The organism is Kitasatospora sp. NPDC092286, from assembly GCF_044755565.1.
GTDB lineage: Bacteria > Actinomycetota > Actinomycetes > Streptomycetales > Streptomycetaceae > Kitasatospora.
Map to the genome: position 1 here is coordinate 1 of NZ_JBIVRD010000051.1, position 23,687 is coordinate 23,687.

Annotated in this window: 23 protein-coding genes; 15 read left to right on the forward strand and 8 right to left on the reverse strand. The window is 71.8% G+C overall.

All coding sequences use genetic code 11. The features are described from left to right. Positions 1-269 precede the first annotated feature (269 nt). The gene (locus tag ACIQIB_RS34600; protein WP_400652496.1) at positions 270-1,031 is read right to left on the reverse strand and encodes a maleylpyruvate isomerase family mycothiol-dependent enzyme; all 762 of its coding nucleotides are present in this window, start codon (positions 1,029-1,031) and stop codon (positions 270-272) included. Between the two features lie 64 nt (positions 1,032-1,095). On the opposite strand from ACIQIB_RS34600, the gene ACIQIB_RS34605 reads away from it, so the two are divergent. The 3 genes from ACIQIB_RS34605 (at position 1,096) to ACIQIB_RS34615 (ending at position 3,353) form a co-directional block, all read left to right on the forward strand. Further along, a complete protein-coding gene (locus ACIQIB_RS34605; RefSeq protein ID WP_400762895.1) occupies positions 1,096-2,031 on the forward strand; it encodes a MerR family transcriptional regulator in 936 nt (311 codons plus the stop codon). Positions 2,032-2,375: 344 nt separating this feature from the next. Next, on the forward strand, positions 2,376-2,630 hold the full coding sequence (locus tag ACIQIB_RS34610) for a hypothetical protein (RefSeq protein ID WP_363609667.1): 255 nt from the start codon (positions 2,376-2,378) through the stop codon (positions 2,628-2,630). Between the two features lie 186 nt (positions 2,631-2,816). Then, positions 2,817-3,353 carry a kinase gene (locus tag ACIQIB_RS34615; RefSeq protein ID WP_363609665.1) on the forward strand — a complete coding sequence of 179 codons (537 nt, stop codon included), beginning with the start codon at positions 2,817-2,819 and terminating at the stop codon, positions 3,351-3,353. Positions 3,354-3,498: 145 nt separating this feature from the next. Here the strand turns inward: ACIQIB_RS34615 and ACIQIB_RS34620 are convergent, their stop codons facing one another. Beyond that, entirely contained in the window at positions 3,499-3,942 is a 444-nt protein-coding gene (locus ACIQIB_RS34620; protein WP_400652503.1) for an NUDIX domain-containing protein, read from the reverse strand. 122 nt (positions 3,943-4,064) lie between these two features. On the opposite strand from ACIQIB_RS34620, the gene ACIQIB_RS34625 reads away from it, so the two are divergent. Further along, positions 4,065-4,784, forward strand: a complete 720-nt coding sequence (locus tag ACIQIB_RS34625) for a DUF6193 family natural product biosynthesis protein (RefSeq protein ID WP_400762897.1) — start codon at positions 4,065-4,067, stop codon at positions 4,782-4,784. 120 nt (positions 4,785-4,904) lie between these two features. On the opposite strand, the gene ACIQIB_RS34630 is transcribed toward ACIQIB_RS34625, so the two are convergent. Further along, on the reverse strand, positions 4,905-5,108 hold the full coding sequence (locus tag ACIQIB_RS34630) for a hypothetical protein (RefSeq protein WP_363609659.1): 204 nt from the start codon (positions 5,106-5,108) through the stop codon (positions 4,905-4,907). A 259-nt stretch (positions 5,109-5,367) separates the two neighbouring features. Continuing rightward, a complete protein-coding gene (locus ACIQIB_RS34635; protein ID WP_363609657.1) occupies positions 5,368-5,733 on the reverse strand; it encodes a hypothetical protein in 366 nt (121 codons plus the stop codon). 146 nt (positions 5,734-5,879) lie between these two features. Between ACIQIB_RS34635 and ACIQIB_RS34640 the strand changes: the two genes are divergently transcribed. The 3 genes from ACIQIB_RS34640 to ACIQIB_RS34650 are packed head-to-tail and all read left to right on the forward strand — an operon-like array spanning position 5,880 to position 7,626. Next, on the forward strand, positions 5,880-6,239 hold the full coding sequence (locus ACIQIB_RS34640) for a hypothetical protein (RefSeq protein WP_363609655.1): 360 nt from the start codon (positions 5,880-5,882) through the stop codon (positions 6,237-6,239). Beyond that, positions 6,236-7,237, forward strand: a complete 1,002-nt coding sequence (locus ACIQIB_RS34645; protein ID WP_400652512.1) for a hypothetical protein — start codon at positions 6,236-6,238, stop codon at positions 7,235-7,237. The genes ACIQIB_RS34640 and ACIQIB_RS34645 overlap by 4 nt, the downstream gene beginning before the upstream one ends. Then, positions 7,234-7,626, forward strand: coding sequence for a roadblock/LC7 domain-containing protein (locus ACIQIB_RS34650; RefSeq protein WP_363609651.1), 393 nt, complete (start codon positions 7,234-7,236; stop codon positions 7,624-7,626). The genes ACIQIB_RS34645 and ACIQIB_RS34650 overlap by 4 nt, the downstream gene beginning before the upstream one ends. Positions 7,627-7,680: 54 nt before the next feature. On the opposite strand, the gene ACIQIB_RS34655 is transcribed toward ACIQIB_RS34650, so the two are convergent. Then, on the reverse strand, positions 7,681-8,205 hold the full coding sequence (locus ACIQIB_RS34655) for a MarR family transcriptional regulator (RefSeq protein WP_363609649.1): 525 nt from the start codon (positions 8,203-8,205) through the stop codon (positions 7,681-7,683). Beyond that, a complete protein-coding gene (locus ACIQIB_RS34660; protein ID WP_400762899.1) occupies positions 8,202-10,001 on the reverse strand; it encodes an MFS transporter in 1,800 nt (599 codons plus the stop codon). Before ACIQIB_RS34660 ends, ACIQIB_RS34655 begins: the two co-directional genes overlap by 4 nt. Positions 10,002-10,373: 372 nt before the next feature. Here ACIQIB_RS34660 and ACIQIB_RS34665 point away from each other — a divergent pair, with 372 nt between their 5' ends. After that, positions 10,374-12,257 (forward strand): FAD/NAD(P)-binding protein, encoded by a 1,884-nt coding sequence (locus ACIQIB_RS34665; RefSeq protein ID WP_400762901.1) that lies wholly within the window; start codon positions 10,374-10,376, stop codon positions 12,255-12,257. A gap of 51 nt (positions 12,258-12,308) precedes the next feature. After that, positions 12,309-13,481, forward strand: a complete 1,173-nt coding sequence (locus ACIQIB_RS34670; protein ID WP_400652743.1) for a putative PEP-binding protein — start codon at positions 12,309-12,311, stop codon at positions 13,479-13,481. Positions 13,482-13,575: 94 nt separating this feature from the next. On the opposite strand, the gene ACIQIB_RS34675 is transcribed toward ACIQIB_RS34670, so the two are convergent. Further along, positions 13,576-14,247, reverse strand: a complete 672-nt coding sequence (locus ACIQIB_RS34675) for an RDD family protein (protein WP_400762903.1) — start codon at positions 14,245-14,247, stop codon at positions 13,576-13,578. 329 nt (positions 14,248-14,576) lie between these two features. Between ACIQIB_RS34675 and ACIQIB_RS34680 the strand changes: the two genes are divergently transcribed. Beyond that, positions 14,577-15,593 (forward strand): NAD-dependent epimerase/dehydratase family protein, encoded by a 1,017-nt coding sequence (locus ACIQIB_RS34680; protein ID WP_363609642.1) that lies wholly within the window; start codon positions 14,577-14,579, stop codon positions 15,591-15,593. Positions 15,594-15,601: 8 nt separating this feature from the next. Here ACIQIB_RS34680 and ACIQIB_RS34685 read toward each other — a convergent pair whose 3' ends face one another. Then, the gene (locus ACIQIB_RS34685) at positions 15,602-16,936 is read right to left on the reverse strand and encodes a hypothetical protein (protein ID WP_400762904.1); all 1,335 of its coding nucleotides are present in this window, start codon (positions 16,934-16,936) and stop codon (positions 15,602-15,604) included. Positions 16,937-17,264: 328 nt separating this feature from the next. Here ACIQIB_RS34685 and ACIQIB_RS34690 point away from each other — a divergent pair, with 328 nt between their 5' ends. The 5 genes from ACIQIB_RS34690 (at position 17,265) to ACIQIB_RS34710 (ending at position 23,671) form a co-directional block, all read left to right on the forward strand. Continuing rightward, positions 17,265-17,681 carry a hypothetical protein gene (locus tag ACIQIB_RS34690; protein ID WP_363606070.1) on the forward strand — a complete coding sequence of 139 codons (417 nt, stop codon included), beginning with the start codon at positions 17,265-17,267 and terminating at the stop codon, positions 17,679-17,681. Positions 17,682-17,871: 190 nt separating this feature from the next. After that, entirely contained in the window at positions 17,872-19,089 is a 1,218-nt protein-coding gene (gene fxlM, locus ACIQIB_RS34695; RefSeq protein ID WP_400762906.1) for a methyltransferase, FxLD system, read from the forward strand. A 48-nt stretch (positions 19,090-19,137) separates the two neighbouring features. Continuing rightward, positions 19,138-19,305 (forward strand): FxLD family lanthipeptide, encoded by a 168-nt coding sequence (locus tag ACIQIB_RS34700; protein ID WP_363606072.1) that lies wholly within the window; start codon positions 19,138-19,140, stop codon positions 19,303-19,305. A 245-nt stretch (positions 19,306-19,550) separates the two neighbouring features. Next, positions 19,551-22,475, forward strand: a complete 2,925-nt coding sequence (locus ACIQIB_RS34705) for a lantibiotic dehydratase (protein ID WP_400762908.1) — start codon at positions 19,551-19,553, stop codon at positions 22,473-22,475. Beyond that, positions 22,472-23,671 (forward strand): lanthionine synthetase C family protein, encoded by a 1,200-nt coding sequence (locus ACIQIB_RS34710; protein ID WP_400762910.1) that lies wholly within the window; start codon positions 22,472-22,474, stop codon positions 23,669-23,671. The genes ACIQIB_RS34705 and ACIQIB_RS34710 overlap by 4 nt, the downstream gene beginning before the upstream one ends. Positions 23,672-23,687: the final 16 nt, after the last annotated feature.

Consider the following 23,687-nt stretch of genomic DNA (forward strand, 5'->3'; position numbering starts at 1 on the left):
GGACCTTAGACAAGCCTCATCGTTGCAGCTCAGAAGGCACTTTCGCTTTTCCGATCATGATCCGGACGCGACCCCGGATGAAACGCGCAGGCTAGTCCCAACGCCGTGTAGACAGCGGCTCGGGCGGCTTCGTCAAGTCGCCTGAAATGGGACGGATCTCCCCGCTAGAACCGTGTCGACCAAGATCGCTGTTCGGTCGATCACGATCGGCTGCGGTCACTCCTGCGTGCGGAACTTCGCCGCCGCCGCTCCCCTGAACGGCGTTGAGGCTAGAACGCCGCGTGGGCCAGCCAGTGGTCCAGCAGCGCGCGGTCGCCCGTCACCGTCACCCGGCCGTCCAGCGGCGGGACGCGGCGGGAGAACACCAGCATGAGGTCCGCCACCGCCCCCGACACCACCACGTCGGCCTCGACCGGTCCGCGCTCCCACCGCGGCGCCCCGGGCGTCCTGGTGACCACCCAGCCCTCCGCGGCCCCCGGCCGGAACCCGATCCGCTCGCCCCGGCCGCGCAGCCCGGCGACCGCCGGCCTGACCGCCGCGAAGGCCGGTGTGGACAGCAGGTCCAGGTTCTCGCCGATCACGTCGGCCGCGAGGTCGTCGGCGATCGTGAACGCGGTGTCCGTCGCCAGCGCCGCGTCGTAGTGGTGGACGCAGGTGTCGCTCAGCATCCTGCGCAGCCAGAAGGCGGCCGGCCGCGGCCCGGTGAACGTGCGCGTCCCGGTGTCCGCGCCGGTCTCCCGGATCGCGCGGATCAGCTCCTCCGCGCCCTCGCGCAGCCACCGGGCCCACCCGTCCGGGGCGCCGGGATCGGCCTGCCACGGGTCGGGGACGGGCAACTGCTCTCCCCCGCGCACGAGTTCGGCCGCCCACCGGTGTTCCTGGCCGACGTGCCCGACGAGGGTGCGCAGCGGCCATTGCGGGCAGGTGGGCACCCGGGTGTCCGGGTCCCTTCCGGCGACCGCGCGGACGAACCCCCCGGTCTGCTCCCGCAGGCCCTCCACGAGCCGTGCGGTGTCCAGCGTCGACGTCATCACGAAAGCTCCTCTCACAAGGTGACGCAGGTACGGTAGAAGCTCCAGTCCGGTGGAGGTTCAAGTGCCTTTGCTCGATGAGACGTTCGGGATCGGCGAGCTGGCCCGGCTGACCGGCGTGCCGGTGCGGACCATCCGCTTCTACTGTGACGAGGGCATCGTCGACTCGGTGCGCAGCACGGGCGGGCACCGCAGGTTCGACCGGGCGGCCGTGGAGCGGCTCGGCCTGGTCAGGCGGTTGCGCGGACTCGGGCTCGGGCTGTCCTCCGTCCGGCAGGTGCTGACCGGCGAACGTTCCGTGGCCGAGGTCGTCGCGGCCGAGCGGGCCGCGCTCGATGTGCGGCTCGCGGACCTGGCCTGGCGGCGGGCCTCGCTGCGGGCGGTCGAGGAGGCGGGACCGGCCGAGCGGGCCGCGCGGCTGGAGCTGCTGGCGGCGGTGCGGGACGGGGGTGCCGCCCGCGACGCGCTGGCCGGTTTCTGGCGGCGCGCGCTGGTCGCCCCGGTGTCCGGGGCGATGCTCGCCGCGTTCGTGGCGATGGCCGTGCCCGAGCCGTCCGCCGATCCGACGCCGTCGCAGGTGGTCGCGTTCGCCGAGCTGTTCGCGCTGGCAGGTGACCGGGAGCTGACCCGCCGCCTGCTGGCCATGGCGCGGGCCAATGCCGAACTGGTCGCCGACGAGGCCGAGTTGCTGCACGGGATCGGCGAGGCGTGCGCGCTGGCCCGGCCCCTGGTGCGGGCGGGTGAGCCGCCCCGCGCTGGCCCCGAGCTCGACCGGTTCGTCGCGGCACACGTCGCGGTGCGCGGCGGCGGCGACACCCCGCGGTTCCGGGGCCGGCTGCTGGCCCACGTGGCCGCCGACCGCGATCCGCGGATGCGCCGCTACTGGCGGCTCGTGGCCGAGGCCGGCGGCGACCCGGCGACGCCCGGCGCGTCCCACCTGTGGCTGACCGACGCCCTCGAACGCTCCGTGAGTCCCGGTGGTGCCGCTCCCGGTGGCTGACGCCCGGCGCGGTCGGCGGGCTGCCCGGTGTCCTGGCCGGTGTCCTGGCCGGAGCGTGCCCGCTTCGCGTTCCCGGGATCCGTTCGGTACGGCGATGACCGGTTCCACGGAACCGGTGCCGTCCTTCTTCGCCGGCGATTCGCCGGGTCGGCGGACACGGGCGAACAAGCCCTTCGCCCGTCGGGGCAAAGGGCGAGGGCTCCGGTGGTGCCCCGAAACAGCATCCGAACGGGTGATTTCATGCCGGTTGCCTCCCCCACGGGCGCGCGGGCACACCACCCTGGGAGCCGACGGTGTATCAGTACCCGTACTGAGCAAGTCAGTTGTCGACAAGAGGAGAAGGCATGCCCACGTACGAGACCGAGATCCACACGGGTGGCGGAGGCTGGCAGCCGGACCAGCCGCTCAGCCTCTCCATCGCCAACCGCTCGAATGTCGTTCCCGAGGACGGTGCTCCCGCGACCGGCACCAGTGTCACCTGGTCCGGCGACGCGGGAAACGGCAACGTCACCTTCTTCGACAACGGCGCCTCGTTCCAGGGCACCGCCCAGTTCCCGGGCGAGGGGCCGGTCGGCTACCGGGGGAACCGGGTTGACTGACCGCTGACGCGCGGACGTGGTGCGGGCCCTGCCGGCCGGTTCACGGCAGGGCCCGCACCACGTCCGCACCACGGCACGAACCCGCCCGGTCCGGCCCGGCGCGTTCGGTCACCGGACCGCACAGGCCGTCCTGGACGCCTTCCAGGGCGCGGGCGGAGGCTCCCGGCCGGCGGGTACGGTACCGGCATGACGGGCAGTCCGGACACGGTGCTGGTGGTGGTGCGCGGGCCGAGCGGCGCGGGCAAGTCCACCATCGCCGCACGGCTGCGCGCCGCCTACGGACGGGGCATCGCCGTCGTCGCCCAGGACGTGCTGCGCCGAACCGTCCTGCGCGAGCACGACGTCGCCGGCGGCGCGAACATCACCCTGATCGACCTGGTCGCCCGGCACGCCCTCGACCACGGTTTCCACGTCGTCGTCGAAGGCATCCTCGCCGCCGAGCGCTACGGCCCGATGCTCGCCCGGCTCGCCGCCGACCACCGCGGCCGTACCTTCCTGTACTACCTCGACGTGGACTTCGACGAGACCGTGCGACGGCATTCCACCCGCCCGCAGGCCGCCGAGTTCTCCCCCGAGGACATGGCCGGCTGGTACCGGCCCCACGACCTCGTCCCGGGCGCCCGCGAACACGTCATCGGCCGGCACAGCACCCTGAACGCCACGGTCGAGCGGATCCTCGCCGACACCGCCCTCACCCCGGCCGGCTGGACACCCCGCCCCTGAGCCGCCGCTGGCGACCCGCCTCGCCGGTGCCGGGGCGCCGCGAGGTCTTCGGGGGGCGCCCGGTGCGAAGCCCTGGCTCTCCCGGGCGGTCCCGATCGCACGGACCGCGGTGTCCGTGCACAGCGAGCCGCGTGACTGTCCTTCCCTACGCGGCGAGTAGGCCGTTGCGCTTCAGGAGCGGCAGCACCTGGTCCCTGACCGCCGGAGCGAGTCGGACGTCCGGCTCGGTTCCGGTGATCCACCGCATGTCCGCCAGTTCGGCCGCGGGCCGGGGGGTCCGGCTGATCCCGGCGGTGAAGACCGTCATCCGCATGGGCACGTTCTCCAGCGCGGCCAGGGCCTCGACGTCGGCCAGGAACCGCGGTTCCAGAGGACGGACTCCGAGTTCCTCGTCGAGTTCCCGGACCAGTGCTTCGGCCGGCGCTTCACCCGGATCCGGCTTCCCGCCCGGCAGATAGAACACCTCGGGTGCCGCCTTCTTGCTGACAACGAGCAGCTTCCCCTGCTCGACGACCGCGGCAGCCACGACGATCAACGGCGCGGCTTCGTCATGGTTCCCGGGCGCGACCGCCCCATCGTGTTGTGTCATGTGGATCATTCTCCCAGGCGCTGCGGTGGCACCGGTCGACGGCATCGCCGCCCGCTTCGTGGAGAACGGGGCCTGCCGGCGGATCACCGTACAGACGGCCGGTTTCCCGGCAGAATCGAGCCATGACCTCCTCCTCGTCGGGCGTTGTCCCGGACCCCTTGCCGCCCGGACCGACCGTCGGCGGTGGCCTCGCGGACCGCCTGCGCCGCACAGCCGCGGAGCTCGGCCTCGACCTGCCCGCGCCGGAGAAGGAGTGGGAGCGCAGCGCCGAGTTCAAGGACGCCGACGGCCGCCGGGTGTGCATAAACACCCCCAACAGGAGGCGCCGCCACGATGTGCGCTTCCGGAAGCAGGGCGCCTGGCTCGCCACCGGGCGGACCGCGGACCTGGCCGCCGTGGTCAGGGCCACGGTGGCCTGGATGAGCGGTGCGGACCTCGAACAGACCCGGGCGGTGGCCCCGTTCATCCGGTTCGGGGACTGGGCCGTCGCCCACGAGCGCGAGCCGCTCGACCCGGTCGAGCTGGCCTGGTGGCACAAGCTCGACCGGTACCACCTGCCCCCGTGGGACCGCCGTCCCCACAGCCGTGCGCTGACGGAAGCGGCTCACGCCCAGCCGGCCCTTCGTCGGCTGATGCCGGTCAACAGCCACTACATGCTCCGGTTCTCCACCCGCGTCAACTTCCCGTACGCGTCGGTCGGGTACTCGGTCGACCCGCACCACGACGGGCTGTACGTCGTACGGGACGAGAACGGGGAGGTCGTCGCCCGCACCGAGACCCCCGAGGAGGCCGTCGCCCTCGTGGTGGCCGCTCTGCCGGAGGACGCCGGCCCGGCGCGCTGACCCTGCCGGCCGCCCTCGTGGTGGCCGCTCTGCCGGAGGACGCCGGCCCGGCGCGCTGACCCTGCCGGCCGCCCGCGCGGGGCGCTCGGCCGGGCCCGGTTGGCCGGCGCGTGCCGGGCGTCAGAAGTGCCCGTTGTCCGTCCACGCGTACCAGTGGCCCGACAGCCGGGTGTAGCTGTTGCCGTCGCGCTCGGCCGGCGGGCCGTCCGGGAGGTAGGCGTGGCCGGTGAGCTCGAAGACGCCGCTGCCGGGGACGGTGAAGCGCAGGCCGGTGCCGGGCGCGACAGGCCGTGGCGGGTACCGGGGCCGACTTGTGCGTTCCATTCGGCGTTCCGGGCCCGGTGTTCCGGGGTTCCGGCTTTGGGCCGGAGCGCCGGAGCAGTGAAAAGAATATGACGCCCAGTCATCGGAAAGTCACGCGTTTCCGTGATTGGGTGCGCACCGGATGGGATCCCGGCCCTATTTCCACGGCCGGGTCGCGGTAGCCGGTTCATCACGCATTGCTTTCGCGCCGTCCGGCCATTGTCTCGCGGCGCACGGCCCGCCGGGATTTCCCCGGGCGGGCGGCCCCCCCGGCGGTGGCCTAGACGTCCAGCCCGGTCTCGATGCGCTTGAGGCCGTGCCGGGCGAGCGCCAGGTTGGCGCGCGAGCGGTCCAGGGCCAGGTAGAGGAAGAGCGAGCCGCGGCTGCGGGCCAGCGGGCGGATCAGGTGGTACTGGGTGCCGAGCGTGATCAGGATGTCCTCGATGACATCGTCGACCGACAGCGCGGCCAGGGCGCGTATCTTCGCGCGGACGACCTCGGTGTTGCCGGCCGCCGCGATCTCCAGGTCGAGCTGCTGGCTCCCGCCGAGAAACCCGAGTGACATACCGCTCTCGTAGTCGACCAGGGCCACCCCGATGGCGCCCTCGATGCCCATCGCGTCCTTGAGTGCGTTGTCAATGTTCATGAGCTGTTCGTCCTTTGCGTGACTTCCGGGCGGAACCCCCGTGTGCAGGGGACAAAGTAGCAAGAAGTCGTCAGCTGTGGTCACCGCGCGGAAAGGGTGGAATAAAGTACGCTGCGCAGGCAGTTCAGAAAAGTGAAGGGGTACCGGTGCGCGCACTCGAGGCTTCCCTCTCCGATGTGCTCGGCTCCCCCGGAGTCGTCGGTGCCGCCCTCGTCGACGCCGTCACGGGCCTCGGCTACCGGTCCGCCGGGGAGCACCGGCTGCTCGGGACCGGAGCGGAGCTCGCCGAGCTGACGAACCTGATCGGCGACCGGCTGCACGAGGCCGGGGCGGAGGGCGAGTTGGAGAGCCTGGTGGTCACCAGCACCCGCCATCACCAGGTCGTCCGGGTGGTGCCCCGGCAGGGCGACCCGCTGCTGCTGGCCACCGTGCTGGACCGGGAGCGGACCAACCTGGCGCTGGCGCTGCGTCAGACGGCCGACCGGGCCGGGGACCTGCTGGCATGACCATCCGTTCCCATGACTCCGCCCGGCCCGTGCCGCCCGCCGCGCGCAACGTGCCGGCGCTGCTGCTGGCGCTGCGCCGGGCGGGATTCACCGGCTCGGTCACCGTCTCCAGTGCGCCGGGCGGCACGATCCACCTGGAACAGGGGCTGGTCACCGCGATCGAGACCCCCGGAGCCCCCACCGCCGAGACCCTGCTGCTGAAGTCGCGGCGCGTCGGCGAGGCGGACTGGGCGGCCGCCGAGACAGCCGCCGCGGCCGCCCGCGCGGGCGACGCCCCGGGGCCGTGGGGCGGCGGCCTCGGTGCGGCTCTGGTGGCCCAGGGGTCGATCGGCGCCACCGAGCTCGAAACCGTCTGCGCGGCCGCCGTCTTCGACGGCGCCTTCGCCCTGGTGCTGAGTCCGCCCGGCAGCTGGCAGGTGGCCGAGGCGGCCGCGCCCGCCGGGATCGCGCTGCGCCCCGGGATCGAGCCGCAGCGGCTGTTCGAGGAGACCGCCCAGCGCGTGGCCCTGCTGACCCGCCTCTGGGGCCCGCCCGGCGAGCTGGCCCGTACCCGGATCCGCCCCGCCGCGCAGGCCGAGTCCAGGGCCCTGCGGATCCCGGACCGCTACCGGGAGATCCTGATCGCCGCCACCGGCCGGCGCACCGCGCGCGACATCGGATTCGCCCTTGGGCGCGGGCTGTTCGCGGTGCTGCTCGACCTGGCCCGGATGGACGCCCGGCACCTGCTCCACCGGGAGCCGGCGCGCCCGGCCGCCGGAGTGCCGGGCGTCGCCCCGCGCACCCCGCCCAGCGGCCCGCCGCCGGCCGGGACCGGGCCGCTGCCGCGCCGGACCCCCGGCGTGCGCGGCCCGGGGGGTCAGAGCGGCCCGGGGGGTCAGGGCAGCCTGGGCGGCCCCGCCCGGCCCGGGGGCCCGGCGGCCGTTTCCGACGAGCCACCGAACGGACACCGCGCCGAGCGGACCGAGACGACCGAGAACACCGAGAAGAGCGCACCATGAGCAGCCAGACATCGCCCGCAGCACTCGTCGACGAGCTGAAGTCCCTCCGTGACCGGGTCATGGGCATCTCCGAGAGTGTCATCTCGACCGCCGACGGCCTGCTGGTGGCCGCCGACACGGCCGCCGTGCACCCCGAGTCGGCCGCCGCCCTGTCGGCCGCCATGCTCGGCCTCGGCCGGCGCACCGCGGCCGAGTTCGGCCTGGGCGGCCTGCGCGACGTGGTCACCCGCTGCAACGGCGGCTACGTCGTGGTGCTGTCGATCGGGGAGCAGGCGCTGCTGATGATCCTGGGTGACGAGGGCCTGGACATCGCCGGCCTGCACCGCGAGTCGCCCGCCTCGGTCCGTCGGCTGGGCGGGCTGCTCGGGATGGCCCCCGCCGCGCTCTAGCCGTACCGGCCCGTGAGGCCCGGGGACGCGGCCGGCGGGGGTGAGGGCGGGTCGTCAGGTGCCGGTGCCGCCCTGGTCCGGGGTGGGGCGCCCGGCGGCGGGACGGCCGGCCTCGGGCTCGTCGAGCAGCAGTTCCAGCAGTGGGACGGCGGCCTCCAGTTCCCGGCACTGCTGCGGAGTGAGCCGCCCGCTGCGGTGGGCCAGCAGCGCGGAGCGCTCCTGGCGGATCCGGGTGATCGCCGCCAGGCCGGCCGGGGTGAGTTCGAGCAGCTGTGACCGGCCGTCCAGCGGGTCGGGGGTCCTGGCGATCAGCCCGTCGGCGGTCAGGGGGGCGATCGTGCGGACCATGGACGGGACGGCGACCCGTTCCCGTGCGGCGAGTTCGCCGAGCCGCAGCGGGCCGTGCTGCTCGACCCGGGCCAGCGCGGAGAGCTGGGCGGAGGTGAGGTCCTTGCCGCTGGAGGCCTGGGCCATCTGCCGGTGGAGCCGGGCGATGACCAGGCGGAGCCGGACGACGGCCTCCGCGGAGAGGCCACCGCCGCCGGCCCCGCTCGCGGCCCCGGCCCCGGCCCCGGTCATGACCGGCCGGCCCCTCCGGCCGGCCCGCGCCGGCCCGCGCCGGGGCGTCCACCGGCCTCTCCCCCGCCCGGCCGCGGGCCGCCGGGCCGGGTACGCCCGCGCACCAGCGAGGCCGCGGCGGCGACCAGCGACATCGCGATCGCCAGCCAGAACACCACGACCAGGCCGTCGTGGAAGGGCCCCGAGATCAGCTGCGGGAAGAACTGCCGGCCGGTCAGCGTATGCGCGTTGGCCTCCGGGAGCTGTCCGAGCACGTGCGGGCCCAGCAGCTGCCGGATCGGGTTGTACCCGAGGAACGCGGCGAAGAGCGTGCCGACCGGCGGCAGCGAGGCGATGGTCTGCGCGTCGCCGGCGGGTACCCCCTGCGCGGTCAGCCCGGCGCTGAGCGTGTGCGGCAGCGACCCGGCCAGCCCGGCCACCATCAGTGAGAAGAAGACGCCGATCGACAGGACCATGCCGGCGTTCTGGAAGGTGGCACGCATGCCGGAGGCGGCGCCGCGGGCCTCGGCCGGCACGCTCGACATGATCAGCGAGGTGTTGGGGGCCGCGAACAGGCCGCCGCCCAGGCCGTTGAGGAACACCAGGCACGCGAACCACGGATACCCGAAGTCGGTCGGCAGCACCAGCAGTCCGGCGAAGGAGACGGCCATCGCCACCAGCCCGCCGGAGGCGAACAGCCGGGCCCCGGCACGGTCCGAGAGATATCCCGAGACCGGCCCGGCGGCGAGGAAGCCGAAGGTCAGGGGGACCAGGTAGATCCCGGCCCAGAGCGGGGTGTCCGCGTAGTCGTAGCCGTGCAGTGGCAGCCAGATGCCCTGCAACCAGATGATCAGCATGAACTGGAGGCCGCCGCGGGCGATCGAGCCCAGCAGGGTGGCCGCGTTCCCGCCGGCGAAGACCGGGTCGCGGAAGAGGGCCAGCGGGAACATCGGCTCGGCGACCCTGGACTCGATCAGGCAGAAGGCGACCAGCAGCGCCGCCCCGCCGGTCAGCCCGCCCAGCACCCAGGGGCTGGTCCAGCCCATGGTGTGGCCGCCGTAGGGCTGGATACCGTACGTGATCGCGGCCAGCAGGGCGGTCAGGCCGACGGCGAAGGTGAGGTTGCCCCACCAGTCGATCCGGGCGGGCCGCCGTACCCCGGTGTCGCGCAGCGACCGGTAGGCCCAGACCGTGCCGAGGACGCCGATCGGCACGTTGACCCAGAAGATCGACCGCCAGTTCCACTCGGCCAGCAGCCCGCCCAGCACCAGACCGATGAACGAGCCGGCGATGCCCGCGACGACGTTCACCCCGAGCGCCGTGCCGCGCCGGTCGGCCGGGAACGCGTCGGTGATGATCGCCGCCGAGTTGGCCATCAGCATCGAGCCGCCGACCGCCTGGACCACCCGCCAGCCGATCAGCCACAGCGCGCCGGGGCCGCCGTGCAGCGGGTCGAGCGAGAGGGCCACCGAGGTGACGGTGAAGATCAGGAAGCCGGCGTTGTAGATCCGCACCCGGCCGTGGATGTCGCCCAGCCTGCCGAGGGTGACCACGAGGACCGCGGTGACCAGCAGGTAGCCCATCAGCATCCACAACAGGTAGCCGACGTTGCCGGGTTGCAGCGGGTCCAGGCCGATGCCGTTGAAGATCGCGGGAAGTGAGATGAGGACGATCGAGGCGTTGACGGTGGCGATCAGGGTGCCGAGGGTGGTGTTGGAGAGCGCGACCCACTTGTCGTGCGGACGGCCGGGACCGGCGGTCCTGCGGGAGCGGCCCGTACGGCCGGTTCTGTCACCGCTCGCTGCTCTGGTCGCCACCGCTGCCTCCTGGAGAGCGATCGGCTGTGGCTGCCGTGCGGAGAGCATGTCGATAGCTCTCGTCAGCTAACGATAGTCCGGTCATCGCCCTGCGGACAGGCGCACCGGGTACGGAGGCCCGGTGCGTCCCGGGCTGCCGCGCGGATCCGCGGCGGCCGTCCGGTCCGTGTTCATGTGATCTTGTGTGCGAGCCCTTAGCCTTGTCCGCGGACGATCCGCGTCCGCGTTGCCGGTGATCGGTCCCTGGAAAGGACGGATCGGCTCAGTCCGGACAGTACTTCCTTCCGTCGAGGTAACACTCCGTCAGCAGTCCTTGCGCCCGGGGGGAGACCGCAGAGCCGGGTGCCCATCGTTCAGCGGGGAGGCTCCACCATGAGTCGAACAGGCATATGTCCAAGAGTTCTCGTCGTCGGGGCGGGCCTGGCCGGCACCGCCACGGCGATCCGGCTGCTCCGCTTCGCGCGCAGGCCGCTCGAGATCGTCCTGCTGGAGCGGCGTTGCGACTACCGGTCCGCCGGCGTCGCCTACCACCGCGACGGCAACCCCTGGGACCATGTGTTCAACATCCAGGCGGGTCGGATGTCGGTGTTCCGGGAGGACGTCCATGACTTCGTCCGCTGGGCCAACTCCGAGGCCGACCGCCGCAACTGGCCGGAGCCCTGGGCCGGGCTCGAGTTCGTCGAGCAGGGCCCGGCGCCCCGGCGGATCTTCCAGGACTACCTGATCGACCGGCTGGCCGAGGCCAGGCGGGAGGCCTGTCCCGGTGTCGTGCTCGTCGAGGCGGACGGCGAGGCGGTCGACCTGGACGTACGGCCCGCAGGGGTCGAGGTGACGGTGCGCCGGCCGTCCGCGGGCGGCACCGGGGCCGGGCCGGGCCCGGAAGAGACCGTGCTGTTCGCCGATCACGTCGTTCTCGCGACCGGCCTCGAACTCAGGGAACCGCCCTTCGCCGCCGGGGTGTTCGCGCACGAGTCCTTCGTGCGGAACCCGTACTCAGCGGCCGGCGTCCGAAAGCTCGCGGCGCTGCCGCCCGGGGCGACCGTCGCGATCGTCGGGTCCGTGCTGAGCGCGTACGACTCGGCGGGCCTTCTGCTGCGCCGGGGCCACACCGGGAGGATCCATCTGATCTCCAAGACCGGGACGATGTTCCGGACGTACCCCGGCGGACACGAGCACGGAGTGGTGCAACTGCCCTGCCCGGCAACGCTGCTGGAGCCGTACCGCAATCGTGAGGAGTTCCTCGCCCGGGTCCGGGCCGAGTGGGAGGCGGCGTGCTCGGCGGTCGTCCGGGACCATCCCGGGGTCGACCCGGTGGTGGTCGCGGAGCGGGTGGCCAAGGCGTGGGAGCCGCATCTGCCCAAGGCCCTCCAGCGGATTCCCTCCGATGAACTGCGGCGCCTGCTGGACGAGTTCGGTACCGCGATAGCCGCTTTCCGGGTCGGCGCGGTGGAGTACACGATGGAGGTCATCGAGCGCGCGATGCACCCGGCGGACGGGTCGGTGAAGCTGGTCGTCGGCAACGTGGAGGGGATCACGCCGGCGCGGTCGGGGCGGCTGGTCGTCTCGGTCGTGGCCCCGGAGGAGAAACACGCCATCGAGGCCGACCTGGTGGTGTCCAACTTCGGCCGGGAGTCGGACTACAGCAGGGTCGGCCAGCCGCTCTGGAGGAATCTCCTGCGCAGGGGGATCGCGGTCCCCCATGAGCGCACCGGGCGCGGCCTGGAGGTCGACGGGCAGGGGGTGCTGCTGGGCCCCGGCGGGGAGCCGGCCGGCCCGGTCTCCGCGGTCGGCGTGCTGAGAGAGGGCGACGAGATCGTGCGGAACGGCCGGACCGGTGCCTTCACCTTCAATCTCGCCGCCATCAAGAACCATTCAATCGCGGTCGCCGCACACGCGATCGAACAACTGGAACTGCGCGAAGACGGGTCGGCCGGGAACATGGCTCAATACCGTGGCCATGTCGGCAATACAGAGGAAGCGGCCGGGGCCGGATTCGAGGAGGCTGTGGTCATGGAGGTGAGGAGGATGGCCACCCGTGCCCGAAGTGAACGGGAACTGCTCGATTCCCGGCTGGACGCCTGTATCCGGTCCATCGGCGCACTTCCGACCCTTCCGGTGGAGGCTTCCCGGCACAACCGCCTGACCAGGGCGTTCGTCACCCGGGCCGCCGTCGAACGACTCACCGACGTCTCCGTGACACCACGGCAGCTGCGTCGACAACTGGGGATAGCGAACGCCGAAGATCTGGGGGATTAATTGAACGGGCGGCGGATTCAGGGATTCCTTTTGACCGGTGGTACACAGAGTGTGTTGCGAGGTACTTGTAACCGCACCAGAAGTCCACTCGAGGGATCCATCCTCGTCGCCCCTTCCCTCGAAGCGGGTCTGTACGACGCGATCGTGGCGGCGCGTGCGATCGTCTGCGGTTCGGGTGGGCTGACCGGCCACATGCAGTCCATCTGCCGCGGCCGGGGAATACCCGTGCTCCGCGTCGACCAGGCGGACCTCGCCGACCTGGTCGGCGAGGTGACGCTGCACCTGGAGAGCCAGTCGGTCGTCATCGGGTCCGACGCGGGTGTCGGGGCCCCGGGCCCGGGGGCCGGGAGTCCGTCGGTGGACCATCTCGGCTCCGCGTGCGCGGTCATCGCGGACCTGCAGGACATCCGCACGATCAACTCGTGCGGGCCGAACGCGAAGCGGGTCGACTCCTTCTTCATCCGGGAGGAGTTCCTCTGCCTGGCGGCGGGCCTGCGTCCGCTCGACGCCCTGGACGGCGGCCCCGCCGACATCGCGGTCTACGGGCAGGCCGTCGCGGACCGGCTGTGCACCTTCGTCGAGGCGCTCCTGCCCGGCCAGCGGCTGGTCCTGAGGCTTCTCGACCTCCGCTCCGACCACGCCGCCGGCGTCACCGAGCTGGCCCCGGTCGCGGTCGAGCCGAACCCCGAGCTGGGCCTGCACGGCGCGCGCTGGCTGCTGGGTTCGACCGCCTACCGGGACGCGCTGCACACCGTGCTCGCGTCCCTGCGCAAGCGGCTCGGCGACGACGCGGACCGCGTGCACCTCTCGGTTCCGTTCCTCAACGACGCGGAGGAGTTCGCCCAGCTCAGGACGCACCTCGAACTGCCGGCCGACGTGCCCGTGTCCGCGTTCATCGAGACGCCCGCGGCGGTGCACGCCACCACGGAGATCTGCGCCGCGGGCGCCAGCGAGCTGTTCGTCGGCACCAAGGACCTGGTGCAGTTCTACCTGGCCGCGGACCGGACCAACCACCTGGTGGCCGAGTCCTACCAGACCCGGCACCCGGCCGTCCTGGACGGGGTGCGCAGGGTGGTGGAGTCCGCGCGCGCCGCGGGTACCCCGGTGAGGGTGTTCTCGCTGGGCGCGGACCTCACCCACTACCTGGAGCGCCTGCCGACCCCGGACGGTTACATGATGTGCACCGCCGAACTCCGGCAGGTGGTCCTTCAGCCGCAGCCCTGACGCCGCCACCGCGCGGAGCACGAAGCCCGGCCGCCGCCGGGGTGACCGGGGCGACCGGGCTTCGTCGGGCTCACGGGCGGCGACCGTCCGCCGATCAGGCCTCCTTGACCACCACGGTCTTGGCCGCCTTGTCGTGGAAGCACTGCTGCAGCGGCTTGTCCCAGAGCAGCGACAGCACGTTCACCAGGGAGAACAACGAGCCGATGCAGTAGACCGCCTGGGGCAGGCCGTAGACCGCGCTGCGGGTCCAGAGCTCGTTGTCGGAGGGACGGCCGCCGTGCGCCGCCGAGACCACCCGCAGCTTCATCACCTTCTTGCCGACGGACTGCTGGAGCTGGGTGAGCATCATCACCGCCTCGTAGCCGAAGACGACCACGGCGCCGATGACGCCGGCCAGGATCGAGCCGGCCGCGGACGCGACGGTGAGCTGGATCACGAGCAACGGGATCAGCAGCACGAGGCAGTCGATCAGGCGGGCCAGGAAGCGGTCACCGGGGCCGGCCAGGGTGCGGCCCGGGCCCAGCCACGGCGGGATCTGGCCGCCGCCCTGCGGGTAACCGGGCGGGGGCGGGTAGCCGGAGCCGGGCGGCGGGTAGCCGGAGCCGGGCGGCGGGTAGCCGGGACCGGGCGGCGGGGGCGGGTAGCCGGGGCCGGGCGGCGGGTCGTACGGGCCCTGCGGGGCACCGTGGCCCGGCTGCGCCGGAGGCTGCTTGCCGTAGGGGTTCTGCTCTGACGGGTAGCCGTAGCCGGGAGGTGGGTTCGTCATCGTCCTGCTCGTCTCGTGGTGGTGTCCCCTAGGGTCTAGCGGCTGGGTGATCCTTTAGGAAGACCGCGGGGTCAACCGTTACGTGAACACCACGGATTCGCGATCTCGTCACGGCCGCTCCAGGCCCCGGCGTCGAGGCCGCCATCACGGTAGGCGTTCTGGTGAAAGGTCACGTGTGATCTTGTCTCTCTGTGCGGTGATGAATTTCCTCGAACACGGCGCTGCTGCGCGCTGTGGCACACGGGAGACTTGACCTTCCGCGCCGGCTCGACCTGGCCAGCCTCCGTCAAGGGTGGCGTAGATGGCGGTTGAGCAGGCAGGATCGACGCATGAGGCTTCTGGTGATGGGTGGCACTTGGTTTCTCGGCAGAGCGGTGGTGGACGGCGCGCTGGCGCGTGGGTGGTCAGTGACGACGTTCAGCCGCGGCCGGTCCGGTTCACCGGCGCCCGGGGCTGATCACGTACTGGGAGACAGGACGGTGGAGGAAGATCTGCGCCGTCTTGCCGGTCATGGTCCGTGGGACGCGGTGATCGACACGTCCTCGACCGAGTTGGCCCCGAGGGGCGTACTCCTGGGTGCCTCGGTGTTGCGTTCCCAGGTTCGCCATTGGGTGCATGTCTCGACGGTCTCTGTGTATCGGGGGTGGCCCCACGCGGTACTGACCGAACAGGACGCCATGCTTGACTGCCCGCCTGACGCCGACGAGACCTTCGGATACACGGGTGTGGACGGGTCCCCGACTGTCTACGGGTTCCAGAAGGCCGGCGGTGAACGGGCGGTCACCACCATGTTCGGGAACGACGTGACATTCCTACGCCCGGGGGTAATCCTCGGCCCTAAAGAGTATGTCGGGAGGCTTCCGTGGTGGCTCGGCCGGGCAGCTCGTGGCGGCAGCATTCTCGCGCCCGCACCGGCCGATCGACTCATCCAGCCAGTTGACGTCAGAGACGTTGCCGGTTTCGCGCTGGACCGGGCGGCCGTAGCCGAGGGCGCCATTTTCAACGTCACACACCCGATCGGAATTACCTTCGGTGACTTTGTTGAGGCCTGCTTGCGCGTCACGGGCGGGGTCGGCCGACCTGTGTGGGCCCAGAGCGACGCGCTGGCCAGGCATGGTGTGACGGAGTGGACCGAACTGCCGCTGTGGCGGACGCACCAGGGTGTCTGGAGCGTCTGCTCTCAGAAGGCAGTGTCCGCCGGGGCACGGTTCCGGCCGATCGAGCAGACGATCAACGAAACGTGGGCGTGGCTCCAAGAGGGTGGCGAACTAATTGACCACCCGAGGCGCCACGCCCACGGCATCAGCGAGGACAAGGAAGCCCTCGTGCTGGCCAGCGTCCGCTGACTGACGGATCAGCCTATGGCCAGCGTGCCGCCGAGTTGGGAGTGCGCGCCGACGGCCACATACTCCTCGATCCGCTCAGCGAGTTCCACCCGTACAGGACCCGGTCCGCTGATCTCCGGAGACGCGAGAGCGCGCCGAAGACCCCCAGCACGGGATGTGATGCCGGCTACCCGCCACTCCTTGGGGATCTCGAAAACGGGCGCTACCGCCTCCACGGCTCCATCGAATTCGCCGGCCAGTAGCCTGGCGTGGCTCAGGTCGATGGCTGCCTGCGCCAGATCCGTTGCTTCCTGAGGGGTCGACAGGCCAGAATCGTGGACCTTCCGCATCAGGGCAATCGATTCCATTGCCGACTGCTCGGCGGCCGGACCGTCCTTGACGAGAAGGAACGTCGTGGCGTTGCTCATGAGCGCGCGGCGGCGCGAGAAGCTGAACTCACCGCCGACGTCATCGTGCAGGCCGTCTCGCTTCCCATCGCCGGGTTCCAGAGCGGCAGTCGCGGCCAGGCGAGCGGAGTTGGCATCACCAAGGTGGCCATAGGCCCTCGCTTCGATCACCGCCAGGCGCTGGCGGGCCGTGTCGCCGAGTCCAGGGAAACTCTGCGCCTTCTCTACCTGTCGGATGGCCTCTGCGGGCCGCTGATCCCAGTAGGCCAGAATCCCAAGAGTTCCGTGAGCGAAAGCCCTGAGAGGGCCATGGTCGACGACCTCCCCGTACATGGCGGCTGTCCGTGCGAAGCTCGTAGCAGCAGTGATCGACCCCAGGTCGAACACCGCAGTCGCCAAGACTGCCGAAGCCTGGCCGGCCGCGAGGTAGAGATGTTCCCGCTGCCTGACGATCTGGGTGCGGTCAAGCATCGCCGTGACCGTGGCGAGCAACTCGTTTCCCATCCCGTACACGGCGAACGGCGGATGGGTGTGATAGGCCCGAGCCAGCGCGAGGGCATCGTCCTCAACCTGGTCGAGCGTCATGTCCGGCAGGTTGCCGGCCGCGGCATCGCTCGCGTGCTCGGCGGCTCGTCGTGCATTCATTACAAGATCGCTTTCATCGATCACGGACCCGACGGCTGGCGGCATTGAGCTGCCGCCCGCCGGGGCGAACAGGTCCTTGGCGGTGAGCCTGGGGAACATCCGCTCCAGAACCGCCGGTGCAGGAAAGCGGGGCAACCCCTTCACACCGCCGTTCCTCCAGCGGGAGACGGTCATGACTGACAGGTCCAGCGTCTGAAAGTCCCGGTTGTTGGTCTCCTTGAACAGGGCCTTGCCGGTTGCTTTGTAGCGTTCGATGAAGCTTTCGGTGGTCTCGCCGGAGCTGAAGAGGAGTTCTCCTAAGCGCGTCTGCAAGGTCGGCCCCTTCCTGAGGCTGGCGCCAAGGTGTCCCTTTCCGGCGCCTACCACCAGTCTCGCCGCCGGCTGGCTCCTGCGCGACAAGTGTTAACGAGTGGTAAGCGAGTGTTGCTACCGCTCACTGATGACGTATCAAGTGTTGTGCCCAGTGTTCTGGTTCTGCGCGGCTTTCGCCGACATTGTTGGTGGCCGCGGCGGATCAGGCCGGGGCGGACCACGGACGCTTCTGAACGGCCAGGAGCGAGACGTGATCGCCAGGTGGGCGACCGGACTTCACCCTCTGCTGCCCCACACGCACGGCCCGGAGGCTGTCATGCAATGCGCAATGAAATTCGCAACACCCACAAGGACGAAAGCTGTTGGCGACATTCGCAACAGACTGCTCCATGGAATCACCGTCTTGGCGGGCATCGTGTTGGGCGACGGGCTCCTTCTGGTTCGTTCCTACGCCGAGAGCTTCGGGTGGACCGACAGGACGAACGGGAATGGGGAGGTGGCAGGCCGGGACGTGTGGTTCGAAGTCGCAGTCGCCTCGCTCTCCCCGGCGTTCTCCGGCCATGCCACCGCCGGGGCGGAAATGCAACCGGCGGGCCTGACCGAACGGGACCGCCAGATGTCCCTCTCCGGGCCTCTCGCCGCTATACAGGCTGTCTCCCGTATACGGCTGGTTCGCCCCGTTGTTGCAGGCGACATCATCAGGTTCCGCGACCGGCCGGGCGCCGTGACCGCCCGGGCCGCGTGAACCGGTCCTCCTCGGCCGCAGCTTCCCGGCTGCCACCGCAGCCTCACTGAACCTCCGGCCGGCCGCCGCTGTCCTCCTCGTGCTCCGCCCCAGCGTCTTCGGCGTCATCCGGAGGCCATTCATGGTCATGTAGCCCAGAGACCGACCCGCCGCGGTGCGTTTACCGCGGCACCTACGAAGAGGAGTTGCCATGTCCACCTTGCCGAAGACCGCTGAGACCGACGAGCAGTTGCGCTCGGCCATGGTCGACGCCCTGCGTGCCGACGGAACGATCCGCACGGACCGCGTGGCCGATGCCCTTCTGGTTGTACCCCGGCACGTCTTCGCGCCCGAGGTGTCGCCGACCGAGGCGTACGAGCCGGTGCGCGCGCTGGTGACGAAGCGCGACGGGCACGGTCTCGCGGTGAGTTCGGTCTCGGCCGCGCAGATTCAGGCCCTGATGCTGGAACAGGCCGACGTACAGCCGGGGATGCGGGTGGAGGAGATCGGATCCGGCGGGTACAACGCGGCGCTGCTCGCCGAACTCGTCGGTCCGGAGGGTGAGGTGACGACGGTCGACATCGACCCGTTCGTCACGGACCGCGCGGCCAGGTTCCTCGATGAGGCCGGCTACAGCCGGGTGAAGGTGGTGCTCGCCGACGGCTCCGAGCCGGTGGACGGAGGGCCGTTCGACCGGGTCGTCGTCACGGTCGGCGCGTGGGACCTGCCTCCCGCCTGGACCGACGGCCTCGCCGAGGGCGGGACCATCACCGTGCCGCTGCGGATGCGCGGCCTGACCCGCTCGATCAGCTTCCGCCGCGACGGCGACCGTCTGGTCAGCGTCAGCGCGGAGGTGTGCGGCTTCGTCAGGATGCAGGGCACCGGCGCACACGACGAGCACCTGGTGCTGCCGCGCGGCACCAAGGAGGTCGGGCTGCGCTTCGACGAGCTCGACCGGCCCGACACCAGCCGTCTCGCGGGCGTACTGGAGACGCCCCGGGCAGAGCGTTGGACGCAGGTGACGGTCGGCAACCAGGAGCCCTTCGACTCGCTGTACCTGTGGCTGGCCTGCTCCCTGCCCGGCTTCGGCCTGATCTCCGTCGACCCCGAGTCGGACACCAGGACAGTCGCCCCGGCGAACAGGATGGCCTGCCCGCTTGTGGTGGACGGCGACAGCCTCGCCTACCTGGCGCTCCGCAAGATCAGCAACGACCCGGCGACGTTCGAGTTCGGTGCACATGGCTTCGGCCCCGACAGGGGTCGCCTGGCGGACCTCATCGCCGAGCAGGTCGGGGTCTGGACCCGCGAGCACCGCACCGGCTCCGGACCGACCTTCACCGCTCACCCGGCCGGCACCCCCGACGACCAGCTCCCGGACGGGCCGGTCATCGACAAGCGACACGTTCGGCTCACGATCTCCTGGCCGTGACCTGCGGCCGGGCAACCAAGCACCACCGACGAAACAGGAGGATCCACCATGACCCGCACCCTTGAGAACGCGCCCACGCTGGACGGCGACTTCGACCTGGACCTGCGCATCGTGGAGGGAGCCGACCCGGTCGCCGCCCTGCTGCGCTCCACCGACGACAACTGCGGCAGTACCTGCTCGGGCTCGGCCTGCGCCAGTGGCGGCGGCAACGTCTGACCCTTCCCCTCCCGTGTGGCCAGAGGCCCGGCGTGCGGCCGCCGTGAGAGCCGCCGCACCCGGGCCTCGCCCTTCCCGGATTCCGGAGGTGAACCACCTTGTACCGCGTTGTGGGACCGGCCCTGATTCGCGCTTCGGCATGCCCCGCCGACTCCGCGCCGCGATGGCCCGATCTCGCCGACAGCACCCCTGTCGGCACAGCGGCCTGGCGATCCTGGCTGCGTACCGCCTGGTCCGACCAGCAGTTGGCGTCCGCGATCGAGGTGGCGGCAGGAGCGCAGCTGACCGGCCGGGTGCGCGCGGCGATCGCGGGTGGCCCGATCGGCACCGCGCGGCTGCGCCGGTTGACGGCCACGGTGATGCACTATGCGCTCCGGAGTGAGGGCAGAGCGACACCGTTCGGCCTGTTCGCCGGGGTGGCGGCCTGCCCGATCGGGAGTCGGACGGTGGCCCCGCTGTGGGATGCGGGCCGTGCGGTGGCCCGGGTCGACGCGCGGTGGCTGGCCCGTATCACTGGTCGGCTGGAAACGCTGGTGGCCGACCGGCTGTCGGTGGTGGCCAACGACCTGCGCGTGCTGCGCGGAGAGCGGATCGTGCTGCCGGTTCAGCAGAACCCGACGGGCCAAGCGCCGGTCGAGGTGTCGGTGCGCGCCACCCGGGCTGTTCTGGCGGCCCTGGAAGGCGCCACCGGACCTGTATCCCTTGGTGTGCTCGCCGGCCGCCTCGCGGAGCAGTTCTCCAACGCGCACCCTGGGCAGGTTCGGCTGATGCTGGGTGAACTGGTCCGGCAGCAGCTGCTGCTGAGCGGCTTACGGCCACCGATGACCACCACCGACCCGCTCGGGCACCTGCTCACAACCCTGGAGCAGGCAGGAGCGGACGACGTCCCCGAGGCCGCCCGGATCACCGCCGAACTCCGACGGCTTCACACCGGGCTGGAGCGGCACAACCTGCTCGACAGCCCCGAGGAGCAGCGGACGGCACGGGCGGCGATCACGGCCGCGATGGAAGGCGGTGCCGAGGGCGGCCAGCCGCTGATGGTCGACCTGCGGCTGGCCGCAGGGCCGGCGGTGCTGCCCGAGCGGGTGGCCCGGGAGGCCGAGCGCGCCGCCGAGCTGCTGACCCGGCTCAGCCCCCATCCCGACGGCCATCCCGTCTGGCTGGACTACCATGCCCGCTTCATCGAGCGGTACGGACCCGGAGCGGTAGTGCCAGTGGCCGATCTGGTGAATCCCGACACCGGACTCGGCTTTCCGGCCCGCTACCGAGACTCAGTGCTGCCCGAGGCAGCGGCCAGGCTCGGGCGCCGCGATGCCCGGCTGCTCGCGCTCGCACAGAAAGCCGCCGTCGAAGGCGGCAACGAACTCGCCCTGGATGACAGCTTGGTGGAGCACTTGGCCTCCGCGTCGGGTCCGGCCGCGGTGCAGCCGCACGCGGAGCTCACCGTTCACCTTGCCGCCGGCGACGCCGAGTCGCTGGACGCAGGCGCGTTCACCGTGACGGTGGTGGCCGCGCCGCGCGCCGCCGGGACCACCACAGGCCGCTTCCTGCATCTGCTGGATGACACCGACCGGGGCGCCTTCGAGAAGGCGATCTGCGGAGCGCCGACGCTCCGCACGGACGCGGAGCCGGTACAGGTGTCCGTGCCGCCGCTGTTCGCCCGCGTCGAGAACGTCGCCCGGACGCCGGCGCTGCTGCCGGTGCTGCCGCTCGGCGAGCACCCCGGCCCCGGCCCCGGCGCCGGGCGGCTGCGGCTGGATGCGCTGGGGGTGTGCGCGGACGAGCAGCGGATGTGGCTGGTCTCTCTCACCGACCGCCGTCCGATCGAGCCGCGCGTGCTGAACGCGATCGAGTTCCGTGCGCACACCCAGCCCCTCGCCCGGTTCCTGTGCGAGATCACCAACGCCTTCACCCCCGTGTTCACCGGCTTCGACTGGGGAGCCGCCGGGAAGCTGCCGTTCCTGCCCCGGCTGCGTCACGGCCGTGTCGTGCTGTCCCCGGCGCGCTGGAACCTTCCCGCTGCTGACCTGCCACCCGAAGGTGTGCCGTGGGCCGACTGGGAGAGAGCCGCCCGCGCCTGGCTGGCGCTCTACCGGGCGCCGGCCAGGGTGCAGTTGACCCAGCAGGACCTGAAGCTGCCGCTCGACCTGGGCCTGGCCGAGCACCTGGTCCTGCTGCGCGACCACCTCAACAAGCAGACCTCGGCCACCCTCATCGAGGCTCCGGCCCCCGGGATGAACGACTGGTGCGGGGGCCGGGCGCACGAGATCACCGTCCAGCTCCACTCCACCCGGGCACCCCTGCCGCTCACCCGGCGGCGGGCCGTGCACGTCACCGGACATGAGGACGGGCACCTGCCCGGGGCGTCCCGGTGGCTGTACGCCCGTCTGTACGGCAATCCCCGCAGGGCCGATGAGATCCTGGCCCGGGTGCCCGCCCTGCTGGACCGCTGGGTGAACGATCCCGCGTGGTGGTTCCTGCGCCACACCGACCCTGAACCGCACCTGCGGCTGCGCATCGGGCTGCCGGAGGCGGCGGCGTTCACCCTGGCCGGGGAGCGGATCGGAGTGTGGGCGGCCGAACTTCGCGCGGCCGGACTGCTGACCCGGCTCCAGCTGGACACCTACCAGCCGGAGACCGGTCGCTACGGCCGGGGCGCGGCGATGCGCCAGGCGGAGGAGGTGTTCGCCGCCGACTCCCGGGCCGTTCTTGCCCAACTCGCTTACCTCGAACAGGTGAAGGCCGACCGGATGGCGGTGACGGCGGCGAGCATGGCCGCCATCGCCACCGGGTTGCTCGGGACCGACACCGGACTGCGGTGGCTGCTGGAGCACGTACCCCGCCACACCGGTCAGGCCCTGCCCCGCGCCGTGTGCCGCCAGACGCTGGCCCTTGCCGAGCACCCGGGCAGCTGGCCCGCGCCGGAGAGTACCGCCCGGGGCCGGGCGTTGACCCGGGCCTGGCGGGCACGCGCCGAAGCCCTCGCCGAGTACCGCCACCTTCTCGACCAGCGGCTGGAGTTGGAGCCGAGCGAGGTAGTCGGGGCGCTGCTGCACCTGCACCATGCGAGATCGATCGGCATCGACCCCGACCACGAGCGCACCTGCCACCGGCTTGCCCGCGCCGCAGCCCTGACCCACACCGCCCGCACTCCGAAGAGGGCCCGATGATCACCATTACCGGCCGCGGCGCACTCGCGGCGCTCACCGAACCGCTCATCGCCCCGCCCGACAGTGCCTCCGCGAAATGGGGTCAGTCCCTGGCCAAGGGCGCCCCGGGCATCACGCTGTTGCACATCGCCCGCGCCACCACCGGCGCCGGCGACTGGGAGACGGTGCACGCCTGGATCGCGGCATGCCTGCGTCAACCGGTGCTCTCCACCCCCGGGACCGGCCTGTTCTTCGGTGCCCCGGCACTCGCCCACGTCCTGCGCGCAGCCGCCGGCGGCGGTCCCCGCAGCTACGAGCGGCAGATCACCGCGCTGGAGGCCACCGTCGACCGGATGACCGAACAGCGGCTGGCCGCCGCCCACCAGCGCATCACCCGGCGGGACCGGCCGATCTTCGCCGAGTACGACCTCGTCTACGGAATGACCGGCCTCGGTGTGAACCTGCGCTCCCGCGGAGACAGCCACCTGCTGCGAGACGTGCTGACCTATCTGGTCCGCCTCGCCGAACCCCTGCGCGACCTGCCGGGCTGGTGGACCGACATCGCGCCCTCCGGCGATCCCTCACCGCACTATCCCGGCGGCCACGGCAACCTCGGCCTTGCCCACGGCATCACCGGCCCGCTCGCCCTGCTCGCCCTGACCTGGGCCGACGGCATCCGGGTACCCGGCCACCGGGAGGCGATCGACCGGATCACCCACTGGCTGGACACCTGGCGGCAGGACACCGGCACCGGACCGTGGTGGCCCGAGGCCGTCACGCCCGACGAGGACCGGACCGGCCGAACCCGCCAGAAGGGCCCGCTCCGCCCGTCCTGGTGCTACGGCACCCCCGGTATCGCCCACGCCCAGCACCTGGCCGCACTCGCCACCGGAGACCAGCACCGTCAAGAGCTCGCCGAGCACGCCCTGCTGGCCTGCCTGACCGATCCGCAGCAGCTGGCCCGGCTCACCGACAACACGTTGTGCCACGGCACCGCCGGGACGCGGCTCCTGGCCCGCCGCCTGGCCGCCCGCACTGCCGACGTCACCACCGCTGCCAGGCTTCGCACGGCCACCGACGCGATGACCACGTTCGCCGCCTCCCCGACCGAGGCGGGCCTGCTCGAAGGAGCGGCCGGTACCGCACTCGCTCTCCACACCCTCACCCTCGACCAGCCTGCCACCACGGGGTGGGACAGCTGCCTGCTGCTCACCTGACCCGGACGGAGTCCGC

Bases quoted from the DNA above. Each gene is read 5' to 3' on its own strand.
- ACIQIB_RS34630 (WP_363609659.1), bottom strand. From the start codon at position 5,108: ATGGAACGCACAAGTCGGCCCCGGTACCCGCCACGGCCTGTCGCGCCC.
- ACIQIB_RS34710 (WP_400762910.1), top strand. From the start codon at position 22,472: ATGATCACCATTACCGGCCGCGGCGCACTCGCGGCGCTCACCGAACCG.
- ACIQIB_RS34655 (WP_363609649.1), bottom strand. From the start codon at position 8,205: ATGACCGGGGCCGGGGCCGGGGCCGCGAGCGGGGCCGGCGGCGGTGGC.
- ACIQIB_RS34620 (WP_400652503.1), bottom strand. From the start codon at position 3,942: ATGACACAACACGATGGGGCGGTCGCGCCCGGGAACCATGACGAAGCC.
- ACIQIB_RS34625 (WP_400762897.1), top strand. From the start codon at position 4,065: ATGACCTCCTCCTCGTCGGGCGTTGTCCCGGACCCCTTGCCGCCCGGA.
- ACIQIB_RS34610 (WP_363609667.1), top strand. From the start codon at position 2,376: ATGCCCACGTACGAGACCGAGATCCACACGGGTGGCGGAGGCTGGCAG.
- ACIQIB_RS34600 (WP_400652496.1), bottom strand. From the start codon at position 1,031: ATGACGTCGACGCTGGACACCGCACGGCTCGTGGAGGGCCTGCGGGAG.
- ACIQIB_RS34650 (WP_363609651.1), top strand. From the start codon at position 7,234: ATGAGCAGCCAGACATCGCCCGCAGCACTCGTCGACGAGCTGAAGTCC.
- ACIQIB_RS34635 (WP_363609657.1), bottom strand. From the start codon at position 5,733: ATGAACATTGACAACGCACTCAAGGACGCGATGGGCATCGAGGGCGCC.
- ACIQIB_RS34615 (WP_363609665.1), top strand. From the start codon at position 2,817: ATGACGGGCAGTCCGGACACGGTGCTGGTGGTGGTGCGCGGGCCGAGC.
- ACIQIB_RS34700 (WP_363606072.1), top strand. From the start codon at position 19,138: ATGACCCGCACCCTTGAGAACGCGCCCACGCTGGACGGCGACTTCGAC.
- fxlM (WP_400762906.1), top strand. From the start codon at position 17,872: ATGTCCACCTTGCCGAAGACCGCTGAGACCGACGAGCAGTTGCGCTCG.
- ACIQIB_RS34665 (WP_400762901.1), top strand. From the start codon at position 10,374: ATGAGTCGAACAGGCATATGTCCAAGAGTTCTCGTCGTCGGGGCGGGC.
- ACIQIB_RS34680 (WP_363609642.1), top strand. From the start codon at position 14,577: ATGAGGCTTCTGGTGATGGGTGGCACTTGGTTTCTCGGCAGAGCGGTG.
- ACIQIB_RS34675 (WP_400762903.1), bottom strand. From the start codon at position 14,247: ATGACGAACCCACCTCCCGGCTACGGCTACCCGTCAGAGCAGAACCCC.
- ACIQIB_RS34645 (WP_400652512.1), top strand. From the start codon at position 6,236: ATGACCATCCGTTCCCATGACTCCGCCCGGCCCGTGCCGCCCGCCGCG.
- ACIQIB_RS34690 (WP_363606070.1), top strand. From the start codon at position 17,265: ATGAAATTCGCAACACCCACAAGGACGAAAGCTGTTGGCGACATTCGC.